We start from the raw sequence: 23,521 nt of genomic DNA on the forward strand, positions 1-23,521 counted from the left end.
ACCCTGCCCGTTGTCCTGGGGGCTGCGCCCCCTTTCCCCCTGCATCGCGCTTCGCGCTCGTCCTCAAACGCCGGACGGGCTGAATACTCTCCGGTCGGCGTAGAAATTCAGCCCCTCCGGCGTTTGAGACCGTTACCCCCTCCCGCGGCGCGCCAGCACCACCACTCCCCCGCCCGCCGCGAGCAACGCGATCGCGCCGCCGGCGATGTACGGCGTCATCGACGAGCCCCCGGTCTCGGCGAGGTTCGCCTCGGCGGGAGCCCCCTGGGGCTCGACGCCGGACCCGGGATCGGCGCTGGGCGCGGCCGCGTCCGGCGCCTCGCACGTCGCCCCCGCGAGGGTGACCGTCCCCTCCACCTCCGCCACGTTCAGCTTCAACGGGTTGATGGAGACGTTGAGTTCGAGGGCGGAGGCGGCCGCCGTGCGTGAGGTGGTCTCCGTCTTGGAGAGGTCGAGACGGACCTCGCCGACCCCGGGGACCTTCACCTCGGTGGGCCCCCCGGCGGTCAGGGTCACCTTCTTGCCGAGCACGGTGACCGAGCCCAGCAGGTTCGCGGAGGCGACGGGCTTCCTGCCGGCCTCGCAGGTCGCCTTCGAGGTCACCTGCTCGACCTCGATGAGCGAGAGAAGCGGCAGCCCGGGGACATGGAGCGCCGCGTGGGCGAGGTTGGTGGAGCCCTCGGCTCCGGCCGGGGTGACCGTCGCGTGCGCGGTGGCGACGTCGGCGCGCAGCACACTGAACGGCTTTCCGCCGTCGACCCCGTCCAACTGCGCGGTGAGCGCGGTCTTCCCGGCGCTGCGCGGTGCCTGCACTTCGTTGAGGGAGAGCGTGAGCGGAACGTTCACGGACTTGTTGAGCAGGGACACGTCGAGCCCGGTGCGCAGCACGACGGCGCTCGCGCGACCGTGGTCGGTGGTCGCGTGGGCGGAGCCCGCGCCGGCCAGCACCGCAGGACCCGCGGTGAGGACGCCGGCCGCCGCGGTGACGGCGAAACGGCGTGCGGGCATGCGGAAGTTGTTGCTGTTCAAGGGTGGGACCCCCATAAGAGAAAAGCTCGGGACCCGGCAAGAATTACGCACCGAGAGTGAACAGTCAGCAACCTGACGCCACTTCACTCCAACGTGGTGTATCCGTGAATGTCTTCGATTACGAAGGCACGCACGTTCCCCACAGTCACTCACTCAACGTCCCTTGCAGAACACGCCGGTTGACGATCCGGGGCAGTGGCGGGAGCGCGGCGAAAAGTGCTCAACGAGCCGGCTCCCCGGCCCGTCACGCTCCGTCAACCCATGGAGCAACCGCACTGCATCGCCGTGAGCCCGGGGTCAGCTCACGACCCGCCCGTTCAGCACCACGCGGCGCGGTGCCGCGAGGACCCGTACGTCCGCGCGCGGGTCCCCGTCGTACACGACGAGGTCCGCGGGTGCCCCCTCGTCGAGGCCCGGGCGCCCGAGCCATCGGCGGGCGCCCCATGTGGTGGCGGAGAGCGCCTCGACGGGCGGGATCCCGGCGGTGACCAGTTCGGCGACCTCACCGGCGACGAGCCCGTGCGCGAGGGAGCCGCCCGCGTCGGTGCCGACGTACACGGGGATCCCGGCGTCGTAGGCGGCGCGCACGGTGTCGTAGCGCCGCGCGTGCAGCCGTCGCATGTGCTGCGACCAGCGCGGGAACTTGCTCTCACCGCCGGCCGCGAGCTGCGGGAAGGTCGCGATGTTCACGAGGGTGGGGACGATGGCGACCCCGTGCTCCGCGAACAGCGGAATGGTGTCCTCGGTGAGGCCGGTCGCGTGCTCGACGCAGTCGATGCCCGCCTCGACGAGGTCCCGCAGGGAGTCCTCGGCGAAGCAGTGCGCGGTGACGCGGGCGCCGAGGCGGTGGGCCTCCGCGATCGCCGCCTCGACCGACGCGCGGGGCCAGCAGGCGCTCAGGTCGCCGGTGCCGCGGTCGATCCAGTCGCCCACCAGCTTCACCCAGCCGTCACCGCGCCGGGCCTCCCGGGCGACGTACGCGACGAGGTCCTCGGGCTCGATCTCCCAGGCGTAGTTGCGGATGTAGCGGCGGGTACGGGCGATGTGGCGACCGGCACGGATGATCTTCGGGAGGTCTTCGCGGGCGTCGATCCAGCGCGTGTCGGAGGGCGAGCCCGCGTCCCGGACGAGAAGGGTGCCGGCCTCGCGGTCGGTCAGCGCCTGCTTCTCGGAGACGTCGTCCGGGACCGGGCCGTGCGAGTCGAGGCCGACGTGGCAGTGTGCGTCGACGAGGCCGGGCAGCGTCCAGCCCTCGACGGTGCGGACGTCGCGGGCGCCGGCGGGGCGCTCGTAGGAGATCCTTCCGCCGACGACCCAGAGTTCGTCCCGGATGTCGTCGGGTCCGACGAGCACCCGTCCCTTCACGTGCAGAATCGTGCGATCGCTCATGAAGGGCACCTTAGTGAGCGGCGTACTACTCTTCCTTGCCGACCTGGTCCGACGTCTCCTCCTCCACGTCCGCCATGGCGGGATCCAGGAGCCGGGAGAGGAAGTGCCGGGTGCGCTCGTGGGCCGGGTTGCCGATGACCTGCTCGGGCGTGCCGTCCTCGACGACCACACCGGCGTCCATGAAGACGACGCGGTCGGCGACCTCGCGCGCGAATGTCATCTCGTGCGTGACGACCATCATCGTCATGCCCTCGTTCGCGAGCATTCGCATCACGGCGAGTACGTCGCCGACGAGTTCCGGGTCGAGCGCCGACGTGGGCTCGTCGAAGAGCATCACCTCGGGGCCCATGGCCAGCGCGCGGGCGATCGCCACCCGTTGCTGCTGCCCGCCGGAGAGGGACGCCGGGTACGCGTCCGCCTTCTCGGAGAGCCCCACGCGCCGCAGGTTCCGGTCGGCCACCTCGGCCGCCTGCGCCTTGTCGCGGCCGAGGACGCGGCGCTGCGGCAGCGTGAGGTTCTCGGTCACCGACAGGTGCGGGAAGAGGTTGAACTGCTGGAAGACCATGCCGATACGGCGGCGTACGGCGTCGATGTCGACGTCGGGGTCGGTGAGTTCGGTGCCGCCCACGAAAACCTGGCCCTTGGTGGGCTCTTCGAGCAGGTTCACGCAGCGCAGCAGGGTCGACTTCCCGGAGCCGGACGGGCCGATGACGCAGACGACCTCGCCCTGGCCGACCTCCAGGTCGATGCCGCGCAGGACCTCGTTGTCGCCGAAGGACTTGTGCAGGTCCTTCACTCGGATCTCGGCGTTGCTCACTTGGTGGCCTCCCCGGCCTTCGCCTCAAGGCGGCGTACGACAAAACCGAGCGGGATCGTGACCAGCAGGTAGCACAGGCCCGCGACCAGGATCGGCGTGGAGTTGGCGGTCGTGCTCGCCAGGTCGCGGCCGAACTTGGTCAGTTCGCGCTCCTCCAGCGTGACACCGAGGAACAGCACCAGCGACGAGTCCTTGAAGAGCAGGACGAGTTCGTTGGTGAGCGGCGGGATCACCACACGGAAGGCCTGCGGGATGATGATCGAGACCATCGCCCGGGCATGCGAGAAGCCCAGCGAACGGGCCGCCTCCATCTGCCCCTTGGGCACCGCCTGGATGCCGGCGCGGATCGTCTCCGCCATGTACGCGGCCGCCACCAGGCCGAGCGCGAGGGCGACCTTGCCGTACGTCCCGCCGGGGATCTGGGTGCCCGGGAACGCCAGCGGCACGGCGACACCCACGAAGACGAAGATCAGCAGGGCGGGCAGACCGCGGAAGATCTCGATGTAGATGCCGGCGAGCCAGCGGTAGGGGCCCACCGGGGACAACCGCATCAGTGCGATGACCATGCCCAGCACCATGCCGACGGCGAAGCCGGACAGCGTGTAGAGCACGGTGTTCTTCAGGGCCAGTGTGATGATGTCGGGGAACATCTGCTTGGCCAGGTCGGTCTGGGCGAACTGGTTCTTCAGCTGGCCCCAGTCGGCCGTGACCGCGAAGGCGATCACGGCGGCGACGAAGACGGCGTACTGGATTCCGTGCGAGACGGCGCGCTTCTGACGTCGGGTCAGGCCGCGTTTGCGGGGCTGGACTTGTGCGTCGGCTCCACTCATGAGGCGGACGGAGAGGCGGAGGCGGCGCTCGCGTCGTACGGGCCGATCCACTTCTCGTACAGCTTCTTGTACGTGCCGTCGGCCTTCGCGTTCTTGAGCGCCTTGTTGATCGCGGCGACGAGCTTGGTGTTGCCCTTCTTCACCGTGAAGCCGTACTGCTCACCGGTGTTGAGGTTGTCCACCACCTTGAAGGCGTCGGCGGTGGCCTTGTCCTTCAGCCAGCCCTGCACGACGGGGTAGTCGATGATGACGGCCTTGACCTGGCCGGTGCGCAGGCCGTTGAGGACCGCGTCCGAGGACTCGAAGGAGACCGGGTCGAAGCCCTTGCTCTTGGCGTAGTCCTCGCCGGTGGTCTGCGCCTGGGTGCCGAGCTTCACGCCCTTGGACTTCACGTCGGCAAGGGAGTTGACGCCGCTCTTCTTGTCGACAAGGACGGCCTGGGTGGCGTCGAAGTACGGGTCGGAGAAGTCGACGTTCTTCTTGCGCTCCTCGGTGATCGTCATGCCGGCGGCGGCGAGGTCGCACTGGCCGGAGTTGAGGAACGCGCCGGTCTTGAAGTTCTCGAAGGGCGTGTCGACGATCTCCTGCTTCACGCCCAGGTCCTTGGCGACCAGGTCGATGACCGACACGTCGAAGCCCTGGACCTTGCCGTCGATCTCCGACTGGAAGGGCGGGTACGGGAGGTGCGTGCAGGTGGTGAGCTGACCGCCCTTGACGAGCGTGACGCCGCCCGCGGTGGTCTTCTTGCCGCCCCCGTCGTCCGAGGAGCAGCCGGCCACGAGCAGCAGCCCGGCCGTCGCGGTGGTGGCGGCCAGAATGCGTGTCCGGCGTCCGAGGACCGAGTTCACGGGGACCTCCTGTGAGGGAACTGAGGGTTCCGATTATAAGGATTTGTTTGAGTCCCTCAAATCAATCCGATGGCTGCTGAGCCGGATGGCCTCAGAACCCGTCGGTCCGGGCGCCGCGGAGCGGCCCGGGCCGGGCCGGGTCGCCGTGCGCGGACGTAGGCTCCGGGGGCCTGCGGAACCGCCGGTTAGGCTCGAACTCGCGTACCTGCGCGTCCGCGCACGGCGCACCGCGTATCGGAACCCGTGAACGAAGAGAGCACCGCCGTGACCCACCCCTTCCTGGACCTGGCGCCGCTGAGCGCCGCGCACTTCGCCGCCATCGAGGACCGGGTGGCGCGGCTGCTCTCCACCGAGCAGGACGTCGTGATCATGCAGGGCGAGGCGCTGCTGCCCCTGGAGGGTGCCATCCGCGCCACCGCCGGGCCCGGCACGACGGCGCTCAACGTCATCACCGGCCCGTACGGGCAGACCTTCGGGAACTGGCTGCGGGACTGCGGGGCGAGGGTGATCGATCTGGCGGTGCCCTTCCACACGGCGGTCACGGCCGCGCAGATCCGGGAGGCGTTCGCCGCGCACCCGGAGATCGACTTCGTGTCGCTGGTGCACGCCGAGGCGGCGACCGGGAACACCAATCCCGTCGCGGAGATCGGTGAGGCCGTACGGGAGCACGGTGCGCTCTTCTACCTCGACGCCGTCGCCTCGATCGGGGCCGAGCCCGTGCTGCCGGACGCGTGGGGCGTCGACCTGTGCGTGATCGGGGCGCAGAAGGCGATGGGCGGGCCCGCGGGTGTGTCGGCGGTTTCCGTGAGCGAGCGGGCCTGGGCGCGGATGGCCGCCAACCCCGACGCTCCGCGACGGTCCTACCTGTCGCTGCTCGACTGGAAGGAGCGCTGGGTCGACGGCGGGCGCAAGGCGCTGCTGCACGCTCCGGCCCAACTGGAGATGCTGGCGCTGGAGGCGTGCGTCGAGCGCATCGAGAGCGAGGGCCTGGACGCGGTGATGGCCCGCCACGCCTCGGCCGCGGCGGCCACCCGGGCGGGGGCGCTCGCGCTGGGCGGCGGGCTTGAGCCGTATGTGTACGAGGCGGGGGACGCAGCCCCCGTCGCCACGACGCTGCGGGCGCCGGTCGGGATCGACGCGTCCGAGCTGGTCGCCCGGGCGCTCGCCGCGGATCCGGTGCTGCCGTTGGCGGCCGGGGGTGGGGCGCTCGCGAAGGAGATGATCCGGGTGAACCACTACGGCCCCGATGCGACGCGGGGTGTCGTGCACTCCTGCCTGGCCGCGCTGGGCGCCGCGCTGGCAGAGGCCGGGGTGGCCGTCGACCCGGAGGGGGCCCGGCGGGCCGTGGCGGAGGTCCGGGTGTGACAGACCCGATGCGGGTGGATTCCTCTCCGTGAAATCAAAGGAATTCACCCGTCTTCTTCACCCGCTTATCCATGAATTCGAATGAGTACAGCTTCCCGCATTCTTCTGCCCGCTTTCGGCAAGGCTAAACGCAAAGATTTCGCGAACGCCAACCGACGTAATTCGGGCAGGTCTCGTGGCGATTACATGGCTGTGACGCACTCCACAATGCGTCCATTTTATCCTGGATTTCCCGGACAAACACCGGCAAACCGGCGAGCGACCGCGCGGATGTGCGCGCCCGCGCGATAACAGACGAGGGCGCCGGACGTAACCCCATCCGGCGATGCAATTTGAACTTTCCCTAGGTAAATTCACTCCGCATGACCGCCGCACAAGCAGACCTGCAAGCGGAATTCCTGGAAATGCCGGAGGGCCTGCGGATCGACCGTCCGGAGGTGGCGGACGGGGCCGCACTCTGGCGCATCGCCAAGGACTCCAGAACTCTCGACCTGAACTCCTCCTACAGCTATCTGCTGTGGTGCCGTGACTTCGCCGGCACCTCGGTGGTGGCGCGTGACGAGGAGGGAACGCCGGTGGCCTTCGTCACCGGGTACGTCCGGCCCGAGCGTCCGGGCACCCTGCTCGTGTGGCAGGTGGCCGTCGACGCCGCCCACCGGGGCCGCGGGCTCGCCGCGGCGATGCTCGACGGGCTGACCGCACGCGTCGCCGCGGAGCAGACGCTGACCTCCGTCGAGACCACCATCACGCCGGGCAACACGGCCTCCGAGCGTCTCTTCACCTCGTTCGCCGCACGCCACGGGGCCGGCGTCGAGCGTGAAGTCCTCTTCGACGCCGGGCAGTTCCCCGCCGGCCCGCACGAAGCGCACGACCCCGAAGTCCTGTACCGCATCGGCCCCCTGCCGCACCCCACCTCTCGCTGAGGAGCGATTCGCTGTGACCATCACCCAGCCGGACCTGAGTGTCTTCCAGACCCTGGAGTCGGAGGTGCGCAGCTACTGCCGCGGCTGGCCTGTCATCTTCGACCGCGCGCAGGGCAGCCGGATGTTCGACGAGGACGGCCATGCCTACCTCGACTTCTTCGCGGGCGCCGGCTCGCTCAACTACGGCCACAACAACCCGGTGCTGAAACGCGCGCTCATCGACTACCTGGAGCGGGACGGCGTCACGCACGGGCTCGACATGTCGACCACCGCCAAGCGCGCGTTCCTGGAGTCGTTCCAGAACCTGGTGCTGCGGCCGCGCGATCTTCCCTACAAGGTCATGTTCCCGGGACCCACGGGCACCAACGCCGTCGAGTCCGCGCTGAAGCTGGCACGGAAGGTGAAGGGGCGCGAGGCCATCGTGTCCTTCACCAACGCCTTCCACGGGATGTCCCTCGGCTCGCTCGCCGTGACGGGCAACGCCTTCAAGCGGGCGGGTGCGGGCATCCCGCTCGTGCACGGCACCCCGATGCCCTTCGACAACTACTTCGACGGCCAGGTCCCGGACTTCCTGTGGTTCGAGCGGCTCCTGGACGACCAGGGCTCCGGGCTCAACAAGCCTGCCGCCGTGATCGTCGAGACCGTGCAGGGCGAGGGCGGCATCAACGTCGCCCGCCCGGAGTGGCTGCGCGCCCTCGCCGAGCTGTGCGAGCGCCAGGACATGCTGCTCATCGTCGACGACATCCAGATGGGCTGCGGACGTACGGGCGCGTTCTTCTCCTTCGAGGAGGCGGGGATCACGCCGGACATCGTCACCGTGTCCAAGTCCATCAGCGGCTACGGGCTGCCCATGTCCCTGTGCCTGTTCAAGCCCGAGCTGGACATCTGGGAGCCGGGCGAGCACAACGGCACCTTCCGCGGCAACAACCCCGCGTTCGTGACGGCCGCCGCCACCCTGGAGGCGTACTGGGCGGACGGCTCCGCCATGGAGAAGCAGACCCGCGCGCGCGGCGAGCAGGTCGAGCAGGCGCTGATCTCCATCACCGAGGAGAACCTCGCCGACGTGAAGGAGTACCGGGGCCGGGGACTTGTCTGGGGCATCGAGTTCAAGGAGAAGAAGCGCGCGGAGCGCATCGCACGGCGCGCCTTCGAACTCGGGCTGCTCATCGAGACTTCGGGCCCGGAGAGCGAGGTGGTCAAGCTGCTCCCGGCCCTCACCATCACGCCCGAGGAACTGGACGAGGGACTGCGCACCCTCGCCCGCGCCGTCCGCGAGACGGTCGCCTGACCAGCGTAGGCACCACAAGAAAGGCAGCAACTCACCGTGATCGTCCGATCGTTCCAGGACATCGAGGGAACCGACCGCCATGTGAAGGCGAAATCCGGCACCTGGGAGAGCAAGCGCATCGTGCTCGCCAAGGAGCGCGTCGGCTTCTCCCTCCACGAGACGACTCTGTACGCGGGTACGGAGACGTCGATGTGGTACGCGAACCACATCGAGGCCGTGCTCTGTGTGGAGGGCGAGGCCGAGCTGACCAATGACGAGACCGGCGACACGCACTGGATCACGCCGGGGACGATGTATCTCCTCGACGGGCACGAGCGCCACACCATGCGCCCCAAGACCGACTTCCGGTGCGTCTGCGTCTTCAACCCTCCCGTCACCGGACGGGAGGACCACGACGAGAACGGCGTCTACCCGCTGCTCACCGAACCCGAGGGGGTCTGAAGTTCCATGACCGTGACCACGATCACCGACCTGTATCCCAGCCGCGGCGCCACCGAGGTGTCCCTGCCGCGCCAGGACCCGGTCGTCTGGGGTGCCCCGGGCACGCCCGGCCCGATCGCGGCGACCGAGCTGCGGACGTACGAGCGTGACGGCTTCCTCGCCGAGCCGGAGCTCCTCGCCGACGACGAAGTCACCGTCTACCGCAAGGAGTTGGAGCGGATCGTCACCGATCCGGCGATCCGCGCCGACGAGCGGTCGATCATCGAGCCGACGTCGCAGGAGATCCGCTCCGTCTTCGAGGTGCACCGGATCAGCGAGGTGTTCGCCCGGCTGGTGCGCGACGAGCGCGTGGTGGGGCGGGCCCGGCAGATCCTCGGCTCGGACGTGTACGTCCACCAGTCTCGGATCAACGTCAAGCCCGGTTTCGGCGCGAGTGGCTTCTACTGGCACTCGGACTTCGAGACCTGGCACGCCGAGGACGGTCTGCCGAACATGCGGACGGTGTCCGTGTCGATCGCGCTGACCGAGAACCACGACACCAACGGCGGCCTCATGATCATGCCGGGGTCGCACAAGACGTTCCTCGGGTGCGCGGGGGCCACTCCGACGGACAACTACAAGAAGTCCCTCCAGATGCAGGACGCGGGCACACCGTCCGACGAGGCGCTCACCCGGTTCGCCACCCGGCACGGCATCAAGCTCTTCACGGGCAGGGCCGGTTCGGCGACCTGGTTCGACTGCAACTGCATGCACGGCTCGGGCGACAACATCACGCCGTTCCCGCGCAGCAACGTGTTCATCGTGTTCAACAGCGTGGAGAACGCGGCGGTGGACCCGTTCGCGGCACCGGTGCGCCGGCCGGAGTTCATCGGGGCGAGGGACTTCACCCCCGTGAGGTGAGTCCTTCGCGTGCACGGGACCTCACGCCCGTGCGCCGCCGAGTCTCACAGCCACGCCAGCGACGCGGCCCGCTCCAGCACCAGCTGGACCGCGGCCGCGTCGCCCGTGGCACCCCGCGGTACCTCCTCGGGCGCGTACCGTCCGCCCACGAGCAGGCAGAAGTCGACCGGATCCAGGACGAGTTCGGCCCGCACCGGCTCGTCCTCCGAACCCAGCACCCACTGGGCGTCGGCGTCACCCCCGGCCAGCGCGAAGAGCACCGGGGGCGCGTCGGGGCCCAGCGCCAGGCCGAGGATGCGGACGGCGAGCCGGACCAGCTGCGCCAGGTGCGCGGCCGGCGGCGGGGGCACGGCAACGCCGAGGGCGCGGCCGATGTCGTCGGTGTGGATCCAGGTCTCGAAGGCCCGCACGACGAAGTGATCGGCGACCGGCAGCCGTACGCCCATCAACATCGTGGCGTGCGCGGCCAGTTCGGGATCCCGTGCCTCGGGTGCGGCGAGCAGCGCCTTCGCCTGCTCGGCCCAGGTGGTGAGGGTCTGCTCGGGGTCACGCCCGTGTTCGTACGCGATCACGTCGGCGGTCCGGGCGGTCCAGGCCTCCTCCCAGGACGCCTCCTCGGCACTGCGCACGTCCGGGACCCGGATGCCGAGCCCGAGCCGGCGCGCCAGTGGTTCGTCCGCGGCGATCAGATGGGCGACGGTGCCGTGCACGTCCCAGTCGTGGACGACCGGGGTCCCCCAGGCGCCGCGGTCCGTCAACTCCCGCAGCAGCGCCCGGAGTCCGCTGACCGCTCCGGCGTAGGGCGCCGCGTACGGGGCGACGCGCGCAGCGGCGGGACGGGAGCGCAGGGCGAGGGCGAGGACGCTCGCGGGGCCGTCGGTGCGGGAGGCGCCGCCGGGCTGCGTCGGGTGCCCAGCGGCGGCGCCGGCCGCGTCCCCGTCCGCCCGGTGGTGCCCGTCCAGCAGCCGTACCGTCTCGCGCAGCCGCTGCGCCTCCGCGGCGCAGGACTCGCACTCCGCCAGGTGCGACGGGACCCGCCTCTCGTCCGCGGGCAGCAGCGCGCCGACGGCCCAGGCGGCCAGCAGCTCCCGTACGTGCTCGTGCTCGGTGCTCATCGTGCTCCGCCCTTCCAGGCCGTGGCCGGCCTTGTCCCGCATCCTGCCCGCGCCGCCATCACGCGCCCCTCTCCCACGCCGGGTCCGGTGGCTCGGCGAGGGATTCCGCCAGCTTGCGCAGGGCGGACCGCAGCCGGGTCTTGGCCGTGCCTTCGGGGATGCCGAGTTCGTGGGCGGCCTGCCGGTAGGTGCGGCCCGCGAAGTAGGCGAGGTGGACCACCTCGCGCTGGGGCTCGGGGAGTTCGGCGAGGGCGGTGTGCAGCAGCAGGGAGCGTTCGCGGTCGACGATCGTCTCGTCGGGGCCGGGCCCGGCGTCGGGGATGGCGTGCAGCGCCGCGTCGTCGGCGCCGGCCTTGCGGTGCCGGGCCTCGCTGCGCACCCAGTCCACGGCCCGCCGGTGGGCGAGCATGGACAGCCAGGTGCGCAGCGAGCCGCGGCGTGCGTCGAAGGCGTACGGCCTGCTCCACAACTGGGCGAAGACCTCCTGCGCCACGTCCTCCGCGGCGGCCGGGCTGCGCGTGACACGGACGGCGACGCGCCGGACGAGCCCGCCGTACGCGGCGTAGACCTCGCCCAGCGCGGACTCGTCGCCGTACACCAGCCGTCGATGCAACTCCGCGTCGACGGCCGGCCTCGCGGACTGCTCGGCCGTAGGCTCCACCGGCACCACCACCTCGTGGTGCCTTCCTAGCGTTCCCGGGCGGCCCGCGCCAGGGTGTCAGCCGGACAGACCGGACAGGGCGTCCAGCAGCCGGTCCACATCGGCGGGCGTGTTGTACAGGTGGAAGGCAGCCCTCAGGTTGCCCGCGCGGTCGGAGACCTCGATTCCCGCACTGCTCAACTCGGGCTGACGGCGGCCGAGTCCGGGCACCGACACGATCGCCGAGCCCGGCGCGGGGACGGGCTCGTGGCCGAGACCGTGCAGCCCCTCGCGGAAGCGGTCGGCGAGCGCGAGGTCGTGGGCCTGCACGGTGTCCACCCCGAGTCGCTCGATGAGTTCGAGGGAGTGCCGGGCGCCCGCGTAGGAGAACAGGCTGGGGCTCTCGTCGAACCGCCGTGCGGAGTGGGCGAGTTCCTCGACCGGGCCGTAGCAGCTGTCCCAGGGGTGCTCGCCCGCGACCCAGCCGGCGAAGACGGGGGTGAGCCCGCCGAGGTCCTCCGGGACGACCAGGAAAGCCACGCCGCGCGGGCAGACGAGCCACTTGAAGGCGACGGACGAGACGTAGTCGTAGGCGTCCGCGTCGACCGGCAGCCACCCGGCGGCCTGGGACGCGTCGATGTAGGTGCGGGCGCCGTGCGTGCGCGCGGCCTCGCGGATCGCGGGCAGGTCGGCGATCCGGCCGTCCGCGGACTGCGCGGCACTGACCGCGACCAGAGCCGTGCCGGGGCGCACCGAATCGGCGACGGCCTCCAGCGGCACCGTGCGGACCTTGAGGTCCCCGCGCACATGGAAGGGGTTCACGACGGAGGTGAAGTCGGCCTCGGCGGTGAGGACTTCGGCGCCCGCGGGCAGGGAGGCCGCGATCAGGCCGGTGTAGACGGCGACCGAGGCGCCCGCCGCGACCCGGCTGTCCGGGACGCCGACCAGCCGGGCGAAGGCGGACCGTGCCGCCTCCACGTCCGCGAACATGTCCTGCGGCTGCCCGGCCGCGACGGATTCGACGGCTGCCCGCATGGCCTCCACCGCGCGCACCGGCAGGAGACCGGTGCTCGCGGTGTTGAGGTAGGTGTTCTTCGGGGCGAACTCGGCTCGGACGAGGCTCTCGAAACTCTCGACGGTCTCCATGGCACTACTCTGCGGGTCCGCGAACTCCCCGTCCATTGCGGAGTTTTACGTGGATTCCCTAAGCAGCGCTTATACGACGGTCCTGACCTGCACTTTTCACCGCCAGGTTCCGTGCGGGGTCACTGCTGCGGTACAGCGCAGCCGTCGGGACCGCAGGCCTCCGCGTCGGCGGATCCGTCCTGGACCATCTGCAGCGGCGGGCGCTCGCCCCATGCCTGGGTCAGCGCCTGTGCGAAGACCTCGGCGGGCTGGGCGCCGGAGACGCCGAACTTGCGGTCGAGGACGAAGAAGGGGACGCCGTTCGCGCCGAGCTCGGCGGCCTCGCGCTCGTCGGCGCGCACGGCGTCGGCGTAGGCGGCGGGGTCGGCGAGGACCTTGCGGGCCGCGTCGGCGTCGAGACCGGCGGCGACGGCCAGCTCCACGAGCCGCTCCTCGTCGTCGAACACGGTCCGCTCCTCGGCGAAGTTCGCCTTGTACAGCAGGCCGATCAGCTCGTCCTGCCTGCCCTGCTCCTTGGCGAAGTGGAGGAGGCGGTGCATGTCGAAGGTGTTGCCGTGGTCGCGGTCCCGGGTGCGGTAGGCGAGGCCCTCGGCGGCGGCCTGCGTACCGAGGTTCTCCTCGCCGGCCTGCGCCTGCGCCTCGCTCATGCCGTACTTCTTGGTCAGCATCTTGATCACTGGCTGGATGTCGCCCTTGGCGCGTCCCGGGTCGAGCTCGAAGGAACGGTGCACCACCTCGACCTCGTCACGGTGCGGGAAGGCGTCGAGCGCCTTCTCGAAGCGGGCCTTGCCCACGTAGCACCAGGGGCAGGCGATGTCGCTCCAGATCTCGACGCGCATTCTCAGGCTTCTTTCCAGGTCACAGGGGCGCGGAGACACCCTCCGCCGACTGCATGAACGTTCAAGCAGCCGGGTTCATTCCCCTGTGGGCGGATGGCATGGCGGCGGCTTCGGTTTCCAGACGGCTGAACTGGATGCGGTACGCGCTCGGGGTGAGGCCGGTGCGGCGGACCAGGTGGGCGCGCAGCGAGTCGGCGGTGCCCAGGCCGCAGGATCTGGCCACCTGGTCCATGGGGAGGGTGGTCGTCTCCAGGAGTTCCTTGGCGCGCTCGATGCGCTGGTGGAGGAGCCACTGCAGGGGGCTGACCCCGCTCTCGGCGTGGAAGCGGCGGGTGAGGGTGCGCACGCTGACGCCCGCGTGCCGGGCGAGGTCGGTGAGGGTGAGCGGCTTGTCGAGGTTGCGCATCGCCCAGCCGCGGGTGTCCGCACAGACGTTGCCGCGTTCCGCCGGGAGCGGGGTCTGCGTGAACTGGGTCTGGCCACCGGGCCGTACGGGTGCGACGAGGGCGAGGCGGGCCACCCGGTTGGCGACGGCGGCGCCGTAGTCGGTGCGGATGATGTGCAGGCAGAGGTCGATTCCGGCGGCGTACCCGGAGGAGGTCATGATGTCGCCGTCCTGCACGTAGAGGACGTCGCCCTTCAGGTCGAGCGCCGGGTACCGCTTGCGCAGCTCGTCCGCGAGCTCCCAGTACGTCGTGGCGCTGCGCCCGTCGAGCAGGCCCGCCTCGGCGAGCACGAAGGCACCGCTGCAGATCGAGGCGACGCGCTTGCCCGCGGCCGCGGCCTCGCGGACGACGGTCACGGTCCTGGGATCGGGCGCGTAACGCTTTCCGGTGCCGGCGACCAGCACGGTGTCCGCGTCGCCCACGGCGTCCAGACCGCGCGCCACGTACAGGTCGAGCCCGCCGGTGGTGGCCACGGGGCCCGGCTCCGGCGTACAGAAGGTCACCTCGTATCCCGGGGCCCCGTCCACCTCGGCCTTGGCGAAGAGCAGCTCGGGGATGGCCAGGTTGAACATCGACACCGGGGAGGGCGCGACGACGGCAACGCGATGCGGTGTCCTCTGCATGGCCAGAACCTCCGGACGTATGGCATTCGGGCCACTACTGTACGACGCCGAGCATCCCCAGCATGAGGGCATGGCTACTGACCCGGCACTCGAAAGCCCCACGGCGGGCACTCAACTCGACTCCAGAGATACGGAGTTGCAGCCCGCGCCTTCTCCCGCCCCCTCCCCCGCCCTCACCCTCGTCGCGGCCCTGCTCGGCTTCGCGTTGATCACGCTCGACGCCTCGGTGGTGAACGTGGCGCTCCCGGCGATCGGCGAGGCGTTCGACGGCGGGATGTCCGGGCTCCAGTGGGTCGTGGACGCCTACACGCTGGCGTTCGCGGCATTGATGCTGTCGACCGGGGCGTTCTCGGACCGGGCCGGGGCGAGCCGGGCCTACGGGATCGGGGTGGCGGTGTTCACCGTGGCGTCCGCGGCCTGCGGGCTGGCCCCGAATCTGCCGGTGCTGATCGCCTCGCGCGTGGCACAGGGGGCGGCCGCGGCCGTGGTGCTGCCGGCGTCGCTCGCCCTGGTGCGGCAGGCTTACGCGGACGCCGCGAAGCGGGCGCGGGCCGTCGCGCTGTGGGCGGCCGGCGGATCACTCGCGGTGGCGCTCGGGCCCGTCGCGGGCGGTGCGCTGACCACCGTCTGGGACTGGCGGGGCATCTTCTTCATCAACCTGCCGCTGGGCGCGGTGGCGCTCGCGCTGCTGCTGCGGGCGCCGCGCTCCGAACGGCGTCCCGCACCGCTGGACCTGCCGGGCCAGCTCACCGCCGTCGTCGCACTGACCGCACTGACCTTCGCGGTCATCGAGGGCGGGGTGACAGGGGCCGTCGCGCTCGTCGTGGCGGGGGTGGCCGCGGCCGTCTTCCCGCGGGTCGAGGCGCGACAGCCGCATCCGGTCGTCCCGCTGGAGCTGTTCCGCAGCCGGAACGTCAGCGTGCTGGTCGCGGCGGGCGCGGCGTGCAGCGTGGCGTTCTACGGGGTGGTGTTCCTGTTCTCGCTCTTCTTCCAGCAGGTGCAGGGGAAGTCGGCGCTGTACGCGGGGCTGCTGTTCCTGCCGATGTCGGGGCTGATCGCGGTGACGAACATCGCGGCGGGGAAGCTGGCGGGGCGGTACGGGGCGCGGATGCCGATGCTGCTCGGGCAGCCGCTGGCCGCCGCGGGGCTGCTCGTTCTGCTGTACGTCGACTCGTCGACTCCGGCGGTCGTGGTGGCGCTGCTTCTGGTGCCGGTGGCGCTGGGGTGCGCTCTGACGGTTCCGCCGCTCACGGCCGCGATGATGGAGGCGGTGCCCTCGGGGCGGGCGGGGCTTGCGGCGGGTGTGCTCAACTCCGCCCGGCAGGTGGCCGGGGGGCTCGCCATCGCGGTGTTCGGCGCGCTGGTCGCAGGCGGCTTCGAGGCGGGGCTGCGGTGGAGTCTCGGCTTGAGTGCGGGGCTGCTCGCGGTGACGGCAGTGGGGACGGTGGGGTTGCGGGTGCGGCGGTAGCGGGACGGGCCGAGATCAGCTGCCGTCTCTCAGGTCCTTCGGCCACGTCGGGCGGAACTCCACGTTGTCGTACGTCACCACACAGCCCTCGCCCATCGGGGACTGGGTCATGAAGCCGACCAGAGCCGCGGCGGACTCCTTCTCGTCGGCCAGGGTGAAGAGGCGGACGAAGGTCCAGTGGCTGCCGTCGCGGGAGGCGTGGAAGGCGAAGGCGCGGCCGGTGCGGCTTATCCGGAGCCAGACGGAACTGCCGTCCACGCTGAAGGAGTTGGCGTCGTCGGAGTGGCCCCGGGTGACGACCGTGCAGACGGTGGGCACGTCCGGGGAGTACTCCAGGCAGAGCTTGGCCCAGGCCCGCTCGCCCGTGTGCACGTACAGGACCCCCGCGTCGAAGGAGGCCGCGAAGCCGACCGTGACGCGGGCGATCAGCTGGAAGTCCCCCTCCGGCGCTCCCAGCAGACGGGGGGCGTCGGAGGCGGGGTCGAGGGCCTCACCGGTGGGCGGCACGAAGCGGTCCTGCCGCGCGCCCGCCCAGCCGGTGAGTACTCCGCCCTCGTAGGACCAGTGCCCGTCGGGGCCGTAGGTCCGCAGCGGGAAAGGGAGTTCGGGAAGTTCCACGTCCATTGAGCGAGTGTCCCAGGTCGGAGCGGTTCTGGCGGAGTACTCGTGGATTTTCGTGGGGTTACGTGGAGTTTCCGTGAAGCCCCTGTCCCTCCGGGGTCGCCCGGCTCAGCGCTCCAGCACGCCGTCGTAACGGCGCGGCAGGCCCAGCGGGTTGTCGTCGCGCAGCTCCGGCGGGAGGAGCGCCTCGGGTGCGCCCTGGTACGCCACCGGGCGCAGCCAGCGCTCGATCGCCGTACCGCCGACGGAGGTCGAGGTGGAGGTCGTCGCCGGGTACGGGCCGCCGTGGTGCTGGGCGGGGGCGACGGCGACACCGGTCGGCCAGCCGTTCACCAGGACGCGTCCGGCGAGGGGGGTCAGCTCGGCGAGGATCTCGGCGCCCCGGCCCTCGCCCGCGGCCTCTTCCGCGGAGAGGTGCACGGTCGCGGTGAGGTTGCCCGGGAGACGGGACAGGACCGCGCCCGCCTCCGCGTCGTCCTCGTAGCGCACGACGACCGTGAGCGGGCCGAAGCACTCCTCCAGGAGCAGGTCGTGCACGCCCTCGGCCGTCAGCTTGTGCGCCGGGACGGTCAGGAAGCCGGGGCTCACCGTGTGCTCGCCGCCCGCGCCCGGGGTCACCGGGGCCTCCACGTCGGGGAGCTCGGCGCGCTCGGCGACACCCGCGATGAAGTTGTCGCGCATGCGGTGGTCGAGGAGGACCCCGGCGTTGGTGTCGCTGACGGCGTCCGTGAGCGACTTGAGGAAGCGGTCGCCCGCCGCGCCGGCCGGCGCCAGGACCAGGCCCGGCTTCACACAGAACTGGCCGACGCCCAGCGTCATCGAGCCCGCGAGTCCGGCGCCGATCGCCTCGGCGCGCTCGGCGGCGGCCGCCTCGGTGATGACGACGGGGTTCAGGGAGCCCAGCTCGCCGTGGAAGGGGATCGGGACCGGACGGGCGGCCGCCGCGTCGAAGAGGGCGCGGCCGCCGCGGATGGAGCCGGTGAACCCGGCGGCGGTGATCAGCGGGTGCTTGACCAGCTCGACGCCCGCCTCGAAGCCGTGCACGAGGCCGACGACCCCGGCGGGGATGTCGTACTGGGCGGCGGCCCGGCGCAGCGTGGCCGCGACCAGCTCGGAGAGCCCCGGGTGGTCCGGGTGGGCCTTGACGACGACCGGGCACCCGGCCGCCAGCGCGCTCGCGGTGTCGCCGCCGGCGACGGAGAAGGCGAAGGGGAAGTTCGAGGCCGAGTAGACGGCGACGACGCCCAGCGGCACCTTGTAGCGGCGCAGGTCCGGGATCGGCGGGGTCGCGGTGTCGTCGGGGTGGTTGATCACCACGCCGAGGAACTCACCCTCGTCCACGATGTCCGCAAATGACCGCAATTGATAGCACGTGCGAGCGAGTTCGCCGGTCAGCCGGACCGGACCGAGCGCGGTCTCCGCGTCGGCGGCCTCGACGAGCAGCTCCTTGGCGCCCTCCAGGAACTCCGCCGCGGTGCGCAGGAAGGCCGAGCGCACGGCGCGGTCGGCGAGTGCGGGACGCGCGGCGTGCGCGGCGCGGACGGCCTCGTCCACCTCCTGGGCTGTGGCCTCCACCGCAACCTGCTCGCGCTGCTTCCCGGTTCGGGGGTCGACACTCCAGACTGGTGCTGCTGCCACCGCGGGTCCCTCCAGATGTGATGCCGCAGTACTTTCACCGCAGTATTTACTGTCACTCAGTTCTTATGTCACCGACCAGGGCTGTTCGATATACTGAACGCTGTCTCTGATGGTGAATATGATGCGGAGACTATTTCCCGTACAACGAGGGGGTCAAGCGCGATGTCGGCAGGCGAGACAGGCGGCGGGGCGCAGGTCAAGTCCGCGGTACGGACCGTGGAATTGCTGGAGTACTTCGCCGGTCGGCCCGGAATGCATTCCCTGGCGGCGGTCCAGGAGGCCGTCGGATATCCCAAGTCCAGTCTGTACATGCTGCTTCGGACGCTCGTGGAGCTCGGCTGGGTCGAGACGGACGCGACGGGCACGCGGTACGGCATCGGCGTACGGGCGCTGCTCGTCGGCACGTCCTACATCGACGGCGACGAGGTGGTGGCCGCGGCCCGGCCCACCCTGGACCGGCTGTCGGACGACACCACGGAGACGATCCACCTGGCGCGCCTGGACGGCACCAACGTGGTCTACCTCGCCACGCGCCAGTCGCAGCACTACCTGCGCCCGTTCACCCGGGTCGGCCGCCGGCTGCCCGCGCACTCCACCTCCCTGGGCAAGGCGCTGCTCGCCACCCACACCGACGAGCAGGTCCGCAAGCTGCTCCCGGAGACGCTGCCGGCCCTCACCGAGCACACGATCACCGACCGGGAGAAGCTCGTCGAGGAGCTGCACCAGGTGCGGGAGCAGGGCTTCGCGGTGGACCGCGAGGAGAACACGCTGGGCCTGCGCTGCTTCGGCGTGGCGATCCCCTACCGCACACCGGCCCGCGACGCGATCAGCTGCTCGGTGCCGGTGGCACGGCTGACGCCGGCGCACGAGCAGATGGTCAAGGACGCGCTGTTCGACGCCCGCGACCGGCTCACGCTGGCGACCCGGAGGCTCTGATGGATGTCGTGCTGCGCGCGGTCCACGACAGCGACCTGCCGGTCTTCTACCGCCACACGAACGACCCGGAGTCGCTCCGTATGGCCGCCTTCACCGCCAGGGACCCCGCCGACCGGGGAGCCTTCGACGCCCACTGGGAGCGCATCCGCACGTCGTCCGACGTGCTGGCGCGCACCGTCCTGGCGGACGGCGACGTGGTGGGCAGCGCGGCGGTGTACGGCGAGCCGGGCGAGCGCGAGGTCACCTACTGGGTCGACCGGGCGTACTGGGGCCGCGGCATCGCGACGGCGGCGCTGCGCGCCCTGCTGGTCGAGGTCCCCGAACGCCCGCTGTACGCCCGCGCGGCGGCGGACAACGCCGGGTCGCGGCGCGTGCTGGAGAAGTGTGGGTTCCGGCAGGCCGCCGAGGGTCGCGGGTACGCCGAAGCCCGCGGCGAGGAGACAGCCGAGGTCGTCCTCACGCTGGAGGGCTGAGCGCGGAGGGTGCGGCGGCGCCGGCCCGCCTTGGCGGTGCGAGTGGCGTCGGCCCCGCTCACCGGCGTCGACGACATCTCCGACCGCCCGACGGCGCCGGTGAACCTCACCTACGCTGGCCCGATGACCGTCGACCCCACGCCCCTCCGCTCCACCACGTGAGCGGGTTCGCCCGGTTCCTTCTCGGACGGTGGGCGCGGCGGCGGTGGGTGCACCTGATCCTCGGGGGCGCGCTCGCGATGCCGTACGTCCTCGTCGGGGAGGTCGTCGTGGGGCCGCTGCTCGGCGCGCGGTACGGGTTCAACTCGCTGCCGCTGCAACTCCTCTCCTTCGCCGCCGGGTTGCCGCTCGCGGCGATCACCGCGCTGTTCCCGCTGACGCGGCCGATGTCGGCGGCGGCGGTACGGGCGCTGTACGGAATCGACGGGGACCGGCTCGCCGACGGGCCCGCACGGACCTGGCCCGCCCGGCGGCGCACCGCCGCCTGGTTCACACTTCACCTCGGCTTCGGCGGGGTCATCAGCGGGATGTCACTGGCGGTACCGCCGTTCGCGACCGTGCTGATCGCCCTTCCGGTCGTCTCATGGCTGCGTGACTCACGGCTGGACCTGCCCGAAGTCCTCGACCACACCTGGGCGTTGGCGCTCTCGCCGGTCGTCGGGGTCGCCTCGCTGATCGCGCTGGCGGCCTGCGCCGCCGTGTCCGGCCGGCTGCTGGCCCGCTGGGCGCCGCGGCTGCTCGGGCCCACACCGGAGGACCGGCTCGCGGCGGCCGAGCGACGCGCCGCCGACCTGGCCGTACGCAACCGGCTCGCCCGCGAACTGCACGACTCCGTCGGCCACGCCCTCAGCGCGGTCACCCTCCAGGCGAGCGCCGCCCGCCGTGTCCTGGACACCGACCTGGACTTCGTCCGCGAGGCACTCGCCGCCATCGAGGACACCACGCGCCGAACCGTGGGCGAACTGGACGCCGTGCTGGGCGTGTTGAGAGAGGGCGACGACCGGGCGACGGCTCCCGCGCCCACCCTCGCCGACCTCGACGCCCTGCTGCGCCGCACCCGCGCAGGCGGCCTGACCGTCACCCTCGCCGGCGAACCGGACTGTGCGCGACTGCCTCCGCTGCTCTCCCGCGAGGCCTACCGCATCATCCAGGAGGCGCTGAGCAACGCCCTCAAGCACGGCTGCGCCGAGGGCCCCGTCACCCTGAGCCTCGCCCGGGACGACGCGGAGCTGAGCATCACCGTCGACAACCCGGCGTCGTCCAGGCCGCTCTCCCGGCCGGGCGGCGGCCACGGCCTGCGCGGCATGACCGACCGGGCCCGCCTCCTCGGCGGCACGGTCGAGGCGGGAGCCACCGGCGGCGTCTGGCGCCTGCGCGCACGCCTTCCGCTGAGCGGAGAAACATGCCCATGAAAGAAGAACGCCCGTGAAAGAAGGATGCCCGTGACCGTCCGTATCGTCCTCGCCGACGACGAACGCATGGTGCGCACCGCACTGCGCGCGATCCTCGCGGCCGAGCCGGACCTGGAGGTCGTCGGCGAGGCGGCCACGGGCACCGAGGCCGTGTCCGTCGTCCGGGAGCTGACGCCGGACGTCGTCCTCATGGACGTCCGGATGCCCGGGATCGACGGCATCCGGGCCACCGAGCAGATCCTCGCCACCCTCCCCGACCCGCCGCGCGTCATCGTCGTGACGACCTTCGAGAACGACTCGTACGTGTACGAGGCGCTGCGCGCCGGAGCCTGCGGGTTCCTGCTGAAGCGGGCCGAGGCGGACGCGCTCGTGCAGGCGGTGCGGCTGGTCGCGCACAGCGACAGCCTGCTGTTCCCGGCGGCGGTGCGCGCCCTCGCCGCCGAGCACGCGCGCTCCCGGCCGGCCCCGCCGCCGTGGGTGGCGAAGCTCACCGGACGGGAGAGCGAGGTGCTGCGGCACATGGCGACCGGGCTCACCAACGCCGAGATCGCCGGGCGGCTGGAGGTCGGGCCCGCGACGGTGAAAACGCATGTGGCGGCGGTGCTCGCGAAGACGGGGACCCGGGACCGTACGCAGGCGGTGATCGCGGCGTACGAGGCGGGCTTCATGAACGGGACATGAGAAAACAGGGCGGAAGGGAACGATTCACTCCCCCTCGGTCGTCCTTCTAAGCGCGATGAACAAGACGATCAGGCGGACCGCCGTCTTCTCGCTGCTGCTCGTGCTCGCCCTTCTGGTCCGGGCGACATGGGTGCAGTTCTACGACGGCAAGGCACTCGCGGACGACAAGAAGAACCGGCGCAACGCGATCGAGCAGTACGCGAACCCGCTCGGGAACATCATCGTGGCCGGGGACGCGATCACCGGTTCCGCAGCCACGAAGAGCGGCGACCTCAAGTACAAGCGGACGTACACGAACGGCAGTCTCTACGCCGCCGTCACGGGCTACAGCTCGCAGGTGTACGGGGCGACGCAGTTGGAGGGCATCTACCAGGACCTGCTCGACGGGACGGACACCCAGCTGAAGAACCCGCTGGACGCGCTCACCAACAAGCGCGCCGACCCCGGTGACGTGATCACGACGATCGACCCGGACGTGCAGAAGGCGGCGTACAACGCGCTCGGCGGCAACAAGGGCGCGGCCGTCGCGATCGACCCGAAGACGGGCAAGATCCTCGCGGTCGTCTCCACTCCGTCGTACGACCCGAGCGAGATCAGCACCAGCAACGACACCCTCTGGCAGAAGCTGCGCAAGAACTCCGACAAGCCCCTGGTGAACCGGGCGCTGCGCCAGCCGCTGCCGCCCGGCTCGACGTTCAAGCTGGTCGTCGCGGCGGCCGCGCTGGAGGACGGGCTGTACTCGGACGTGGACGAGAAGACGACCAGCCCGATCCCGTACACGCCGCCGGGCACGACCCGGGTGCTGCCGAACGAGAGCAAGTCGGCGCCCTGCGAGAACGCCACGATCCGCGTCGCGCTGCAGTACTCGTGCAACAACGTCTTCGGGAAGATGGCGGTCGACCTGGGCCAGGACAAGGTCAGGGCGATGGCCGAGAAGTTCGGCTTCAACGACAAGACGCAGGACGTGCCGGTGCGGGCGTACCCGAGCGTGTACCCGACGGGCATGGACAAGGCGTTCACGGCGCTGACCGGCATCGGCCAGTACGACGTGACGGCGACCCCGCTTCAGATGGCCATGGTGTCAGCTGCCATAGCCAACGGTGGCGAGTTGGTCTCGCCGCACATGGTGTCGCAGACCAGTGACGCCGACGGCAATGTGGTGAAGGACTACGACGACAGCACGTCGACGAAGCGGATCGTCGACTCCAGGACCGCCGAGCAGCTCCAGTCCGCGATGCAGACGGTCGTCGAGGACGGTACGGGAACGAACGCGCGGATCTCCGGCGCGACCGTGGGCGGCAAGACCGGCACGGCCCAGCACGGCGAGAACAACAGCAAGACGCCGTACGCATGGTTCACGTCGTACGCGAAGTCGGACTCGAACGACAAGGAGGTCGCCGTCGCGGTCATGGTCGAGCAGTCCGACGCGGCCCGCTCGGAGGTCAGCGGCAACGGGCTGGCGGCGCCGGTCGCGAAGGCCATGATGCAGGCGGCGCTCAAGGACTGACGCCGAGTACGCGCAGGGGCCGCCCGCTTAAGACTCTGTTGGTAAAAGACCGGTCCCTTTGTGAGACCCGTCGCCGTTAGGCGGCGGGCCTCAGTGTCTCGAAGCGAGAGAGGCGTGTGCCGATCCGCGGTGCGCCGCCGGTCCAG

Annotated in this window: 24 protein-coding genes; 12 read left to right on the forward strand and 12 right to left on the reverse strand. The window is 71.0% G+C overall.

The features are described from left to right. Positions 1-132: 132 nt before the first annotated feature. The 5 genes from ACN6LB_RS18085 to ACN6LB_RS18105 all read right to left on the reverse strand — a co-directional run bounded on the left by ACN6LB_RS18085 (position 133) and on the right by ACN6LB_RS18105 (position 4,913). Entirely contained in the window at positions 133-1,029 is an 897-nt protein-coding gene (locus tag ACN6LB_RS18085; protein WP_445026802.1) for an SCO1860 family LAETG-anchored protein, read from the reverse strand. A gap of 297 nt (positions 1,030-1,326) precedes the next feature. Continuing rightward, on the reverse strand, positions 1,327-2,418 hold the full coding sequence (locus ACN6LB_RS18090; RefSeq protein WP_356135271.1) for an amidohydrolase family protein: 1,092 nt from the start codon (positions 2,416-2,418) through the stop codon (positions 1,327-1,329). 25 nt (positions 2,419-2,443) lie between these two features. Continuing rightward, positions 2,444-3,235: an amino acid ABC transporter ATP-binding protein gene (locus tag ACN6LB_RS18095; protein WP_445026803.1), complete on the reverse strand. Its 792-nt coding sequence runs from the start codon at positions 3,233-3,235 to the stop codon at positions 2,444-2,446. Next, entirely contained in the window at positions 3,232-4,065 is an 834-nt protein-coding gene (locus ACN6LB_RS18100) for an amino acid ABC transporter permease (RefSeq protein WP_356135275.1), read from the reverse strand. Before ACN6LB_RS18100 ends, ACN6LB_RS18095 begins: the two co-directional genes overlap by 4 nt. Next, positions 4,062-4,913, reverse strand: coding sequence for a transporter substrate-binding domain-containing protein (locus ACN6LB_RS18105; RefSeq protein ID WP_445026804.1), 852 nt, complete (start codon positions 4,911-4,913; stop codon positions 4,062-4,064). Before ACN6LB_RS18105 ends, ACN6LB_RS18100 begins: the two co-directional genes overlap by 4 nt. 264 nt (positions 4,914-5,177) lie before the next feature. Here ACN6LB_RS18105 and ACN6LB_RS18110 point away from each other — a divergent pair, with 264 nt between their 5' ends. From ACN6LB_RS18110 to thpD, 5 genes are all read left to right on the forward strand, one after another. Beyond that, complete coding sequence (locus ACN6LB_RS18110; protein ID WP_445026821.1) at positions 5,178-6,278, forward strand: pyridoxal-phosphate-dependent aminotransferase family protein; 1,101 nt, start codon at positions 5,178-5,180, stop codon at positions 6,276-6,278. Positions 6,279-6,640: 362 nt separating this feature from the next. Continuing rightward, entirely contained in the window at positions 6,641-7,201 is a 561-nt protein-coding gene (gene ectA, locus ACN6LB_RS18115) for a diaminobutyrate acetyltransferase (RefSeq protein ID WP_445026805.1), read from the forward strand. 13 nt (positions 7,202-7,214) lie between these two features. Continuing rightward, positions 7,215-8,489 (forward strand): diaminobutyrate--2-oxoglutarate transaminase, encoded by a 1,275-nt coding sequence (ectB, locus tag ACN6LB_RS18120; protein WP_356135283.1) that lies wholly within the window; start codon positions 7,215-7,217, stop codon positions 8,487-8,489. 36 nt (positions 8,490-8,525) lie between these two features. Further along, positions 8,526-8,930 (forward strand): ectoine synthase, encoded by a 405-nt coding sequence (locus tag ACN6LB_RS18125; protein ID WP_356135285.1) that lies wholly within the window; start codon positions 8,526-8,528, stop codon positions 8,928-8,930. 6 nt (positions 8,931-8,936) lie between these two features. Further along, the gene (gene thpD, locus ACN6LB_RS18130) at positions 8,937-9,830 is read left to right on the forward strand and encodes an ectoine hydroxylase (protein WP_445026806.1); all 894 of its coding nucleotides are present in this window, start codon (positions 8,937-8,939) and stop codon (positions 9,828-9,830) included. A gap of 44 nt (positions 9,831-9,874) precedes the next feature. Here thpD and ACN6LB_RS18135 read toward each other — a convergent pair whose 3' ends face one another. The 5 genes from ACN6LB_RS18135 to ACN6LB_RS18155 form a co-directional block, all read right to left on the reverse strand. Continuing rightward, positions 9,875-10,945, reverse strand: a complete 1,071-nt coding sequence (locus ACN6LB_RS18135; protein WP_445026807.1) for a maleylpyruvate isomerase family mycothiol-dependent enzyme — start codon at positions 10,943-10,945, stop codon at positions 9,875-9,877. Positions 10,946-11,003: 58 nt separating this feature from the next. After that, positions 11,004-11,618, reverse strand: a complete 615-nt coding sequence (locus ACN6LB_RS18140) for an RNA polymerase sigma factor (RefSeq protein ID WP_445026808.1) — start codon at positions 11,616-11,618, stop codon at positions 11,004-11,006. Positions 11,619-11,663: 45 nt separating this feature from the next. Then, positions 11,664-12,767, reverse strand: a complete 1,104-nt coding sequence (locus ACN6LB_RS18145; RefSeq protein WP_445026809.1) for an aminotransferase class V-fold PLP-dependent enzyme — start codon at positions 12,765-12,767, stop codon at positions 11,664-11,666. Between the two features lie 83 nt (positions 12,768-12,850). After that, on the reverse strand, positions 12,851-13,570 hold the full coding sequence (locus ACN6LB_RS18150; protein ID WP_445026810.1) for a DsbA family oxidoreductase: 720 nt from the start codon (positions 13,568-13,570) through the stop codon (positions 12,851-12,853). Between the two features lie 61 nt (positions 13,571-13,631). Beyond that, complete coding sequence (locus ACN6LB_RS18155) at positions 13,632-14,639, reverse strand: GlxA family transcriptional regulator (protein ID WP_445026811.1); 1,008 nt, start codon at positions 14,637-14,639, stop codon at positions 13,632-13,634. A gap of 70 nt (positions 14,640-14,709) precedes the next feature. Between ACN6LB_RS18155 and ACN6LB_RS18160 the strand changes: the two genes are divergently transcribed. Beyond that, on the forward strand, positions 14,710-16,107 hold the full coding sequence (locus tag ACN6LB_RS18160) for an MFS transporter (protein WP_445026812.1): 1,398 nt from the start codon (positions 14,710-14,712) through the stop codon (positions 16,105-16,107). 15 nt (positions 16,108-16,122) lie between these two features. On the opposite strand, the gene ACN6LB_RS18165 is transcribed toward ACN6LB_RS18160, so the two are convergent. Together ACN6LB_RS18165 and ACN6LB_RS18170 are read right to left on the reverse strand one after the other, a co-directional pair. Then, positions 16,123-16,731, reverse strand: coding sequence for a DUF1349 domain-containing protein (locus ACN6LB_RS18165; protein WP_445026813.1), 609 nt, complete (start codon positions 16,729-16,731; stop codon positions 16,123-16,125). Positions 16,732-16,836: 105 nt separating this feature from the next. Further along, on the reverse strand, positions 16,837-18,366 hold the full coding sequence (locus tag ACN6LB_RS18170) for an aldehyde dehydrogenase (NADP(+)) (RefSeq protein WP_356135303.1): 1,530 nt from the start codon (positions 18,364-18,366) through the stop codon (positions 16,837-16,839). Between the two features lie 162 nt (positions 18,367-18,528). Between ACN6LB_RS18170 and ACN6LB_RS18175 the strand changes: the two genes are divergently transcribed. The 6 genes from ACN6LB_RS18175 to ACN6LB_RS18200 are packed head-to-tail and all read left to right on the forward strand — an operon-like array spanning position 18,529 to position 23,375. Continuing rightward, positions 18,529-19,302 (forward strand): IclR family transcriptional regulator, encoded by a 774-nt coding sequence (locus ACN6LB_RS18175; RefSeq protein WP_356135309.1) that lies wholly within the window; start codon positions 18,529-18,531, stop codon positions 19,300-19,302. Continuing rightward, entirely contained in the window at positions 19,302-19,775 is a 474-nt protein-coding gene (locus tag ACN6LB_RS18180) for a GNAT family N-acetyltransferase (protein WP_445026814.1), read from the forward strand. The genes ACN6LB_RS18175 and ACN6LB_RS18180 overlap by 1 nt, the downstream gene beginning before the upstream one ends. Before the next feature lie 30 nt (positions 19,776-19,805). Then, positions 19,806-19,937: a hypothetical protein gene (locus tag ACN6LB_RS18185; protein WP_445026815.1), complete on the forward strand. Its 132-nt coding sequence runs from the start codon at positions 19,806-19,808 to the stop codon at positions 19,935-19,937. Beyond that, on the forward strand, positions 19,934-21,187 hold the full coding sequence (locus ACN6LB_RS18190; protein WP_445026816.1) for a histidine kinase: 1,254 nt from the start codon (positions 19,934-19,936) through the stop codon (positions 21,185-21,187). The genes ACN6LB_RS18185 and ACN6LB_RS18190 overlap by 4 nt, the downstream gene beginning before the upstream one ends. A gap of 24 nt (positions 21,188-21,211) precedes the next feature. Then, positions 21,212-21,868, forward strand: coding sequence for a response regulator transcription factor (locus tag ACN6LB_RS18195; protein ID WP_356135315.1), 657 nt, complete (start codon positions 21,212-21,214; stop codon positions 21,866-21,868). A gap of 55 nt (positions 21,869-21,923) precedes the next feature. Beyond that, positions 21,924-23,375 carry a peptidoglycan D,D-transpeptidase FtsI family protein gene (locus ACN6LB_RS18200; protein WP_445026817.1) on the forward strand — a complete coding sequence of 484 codons (1,452 nt, stop codon included), beginning with the start codon at positions 21,924-21,926 and terminating at the stop codon, positions 23,373-23,375. Positions 23,376-23,521: the final 146 nt, after the last annotated feature.

This window comes from Streptomyces sp. SAS_270 (assembly GCF_052543295.1).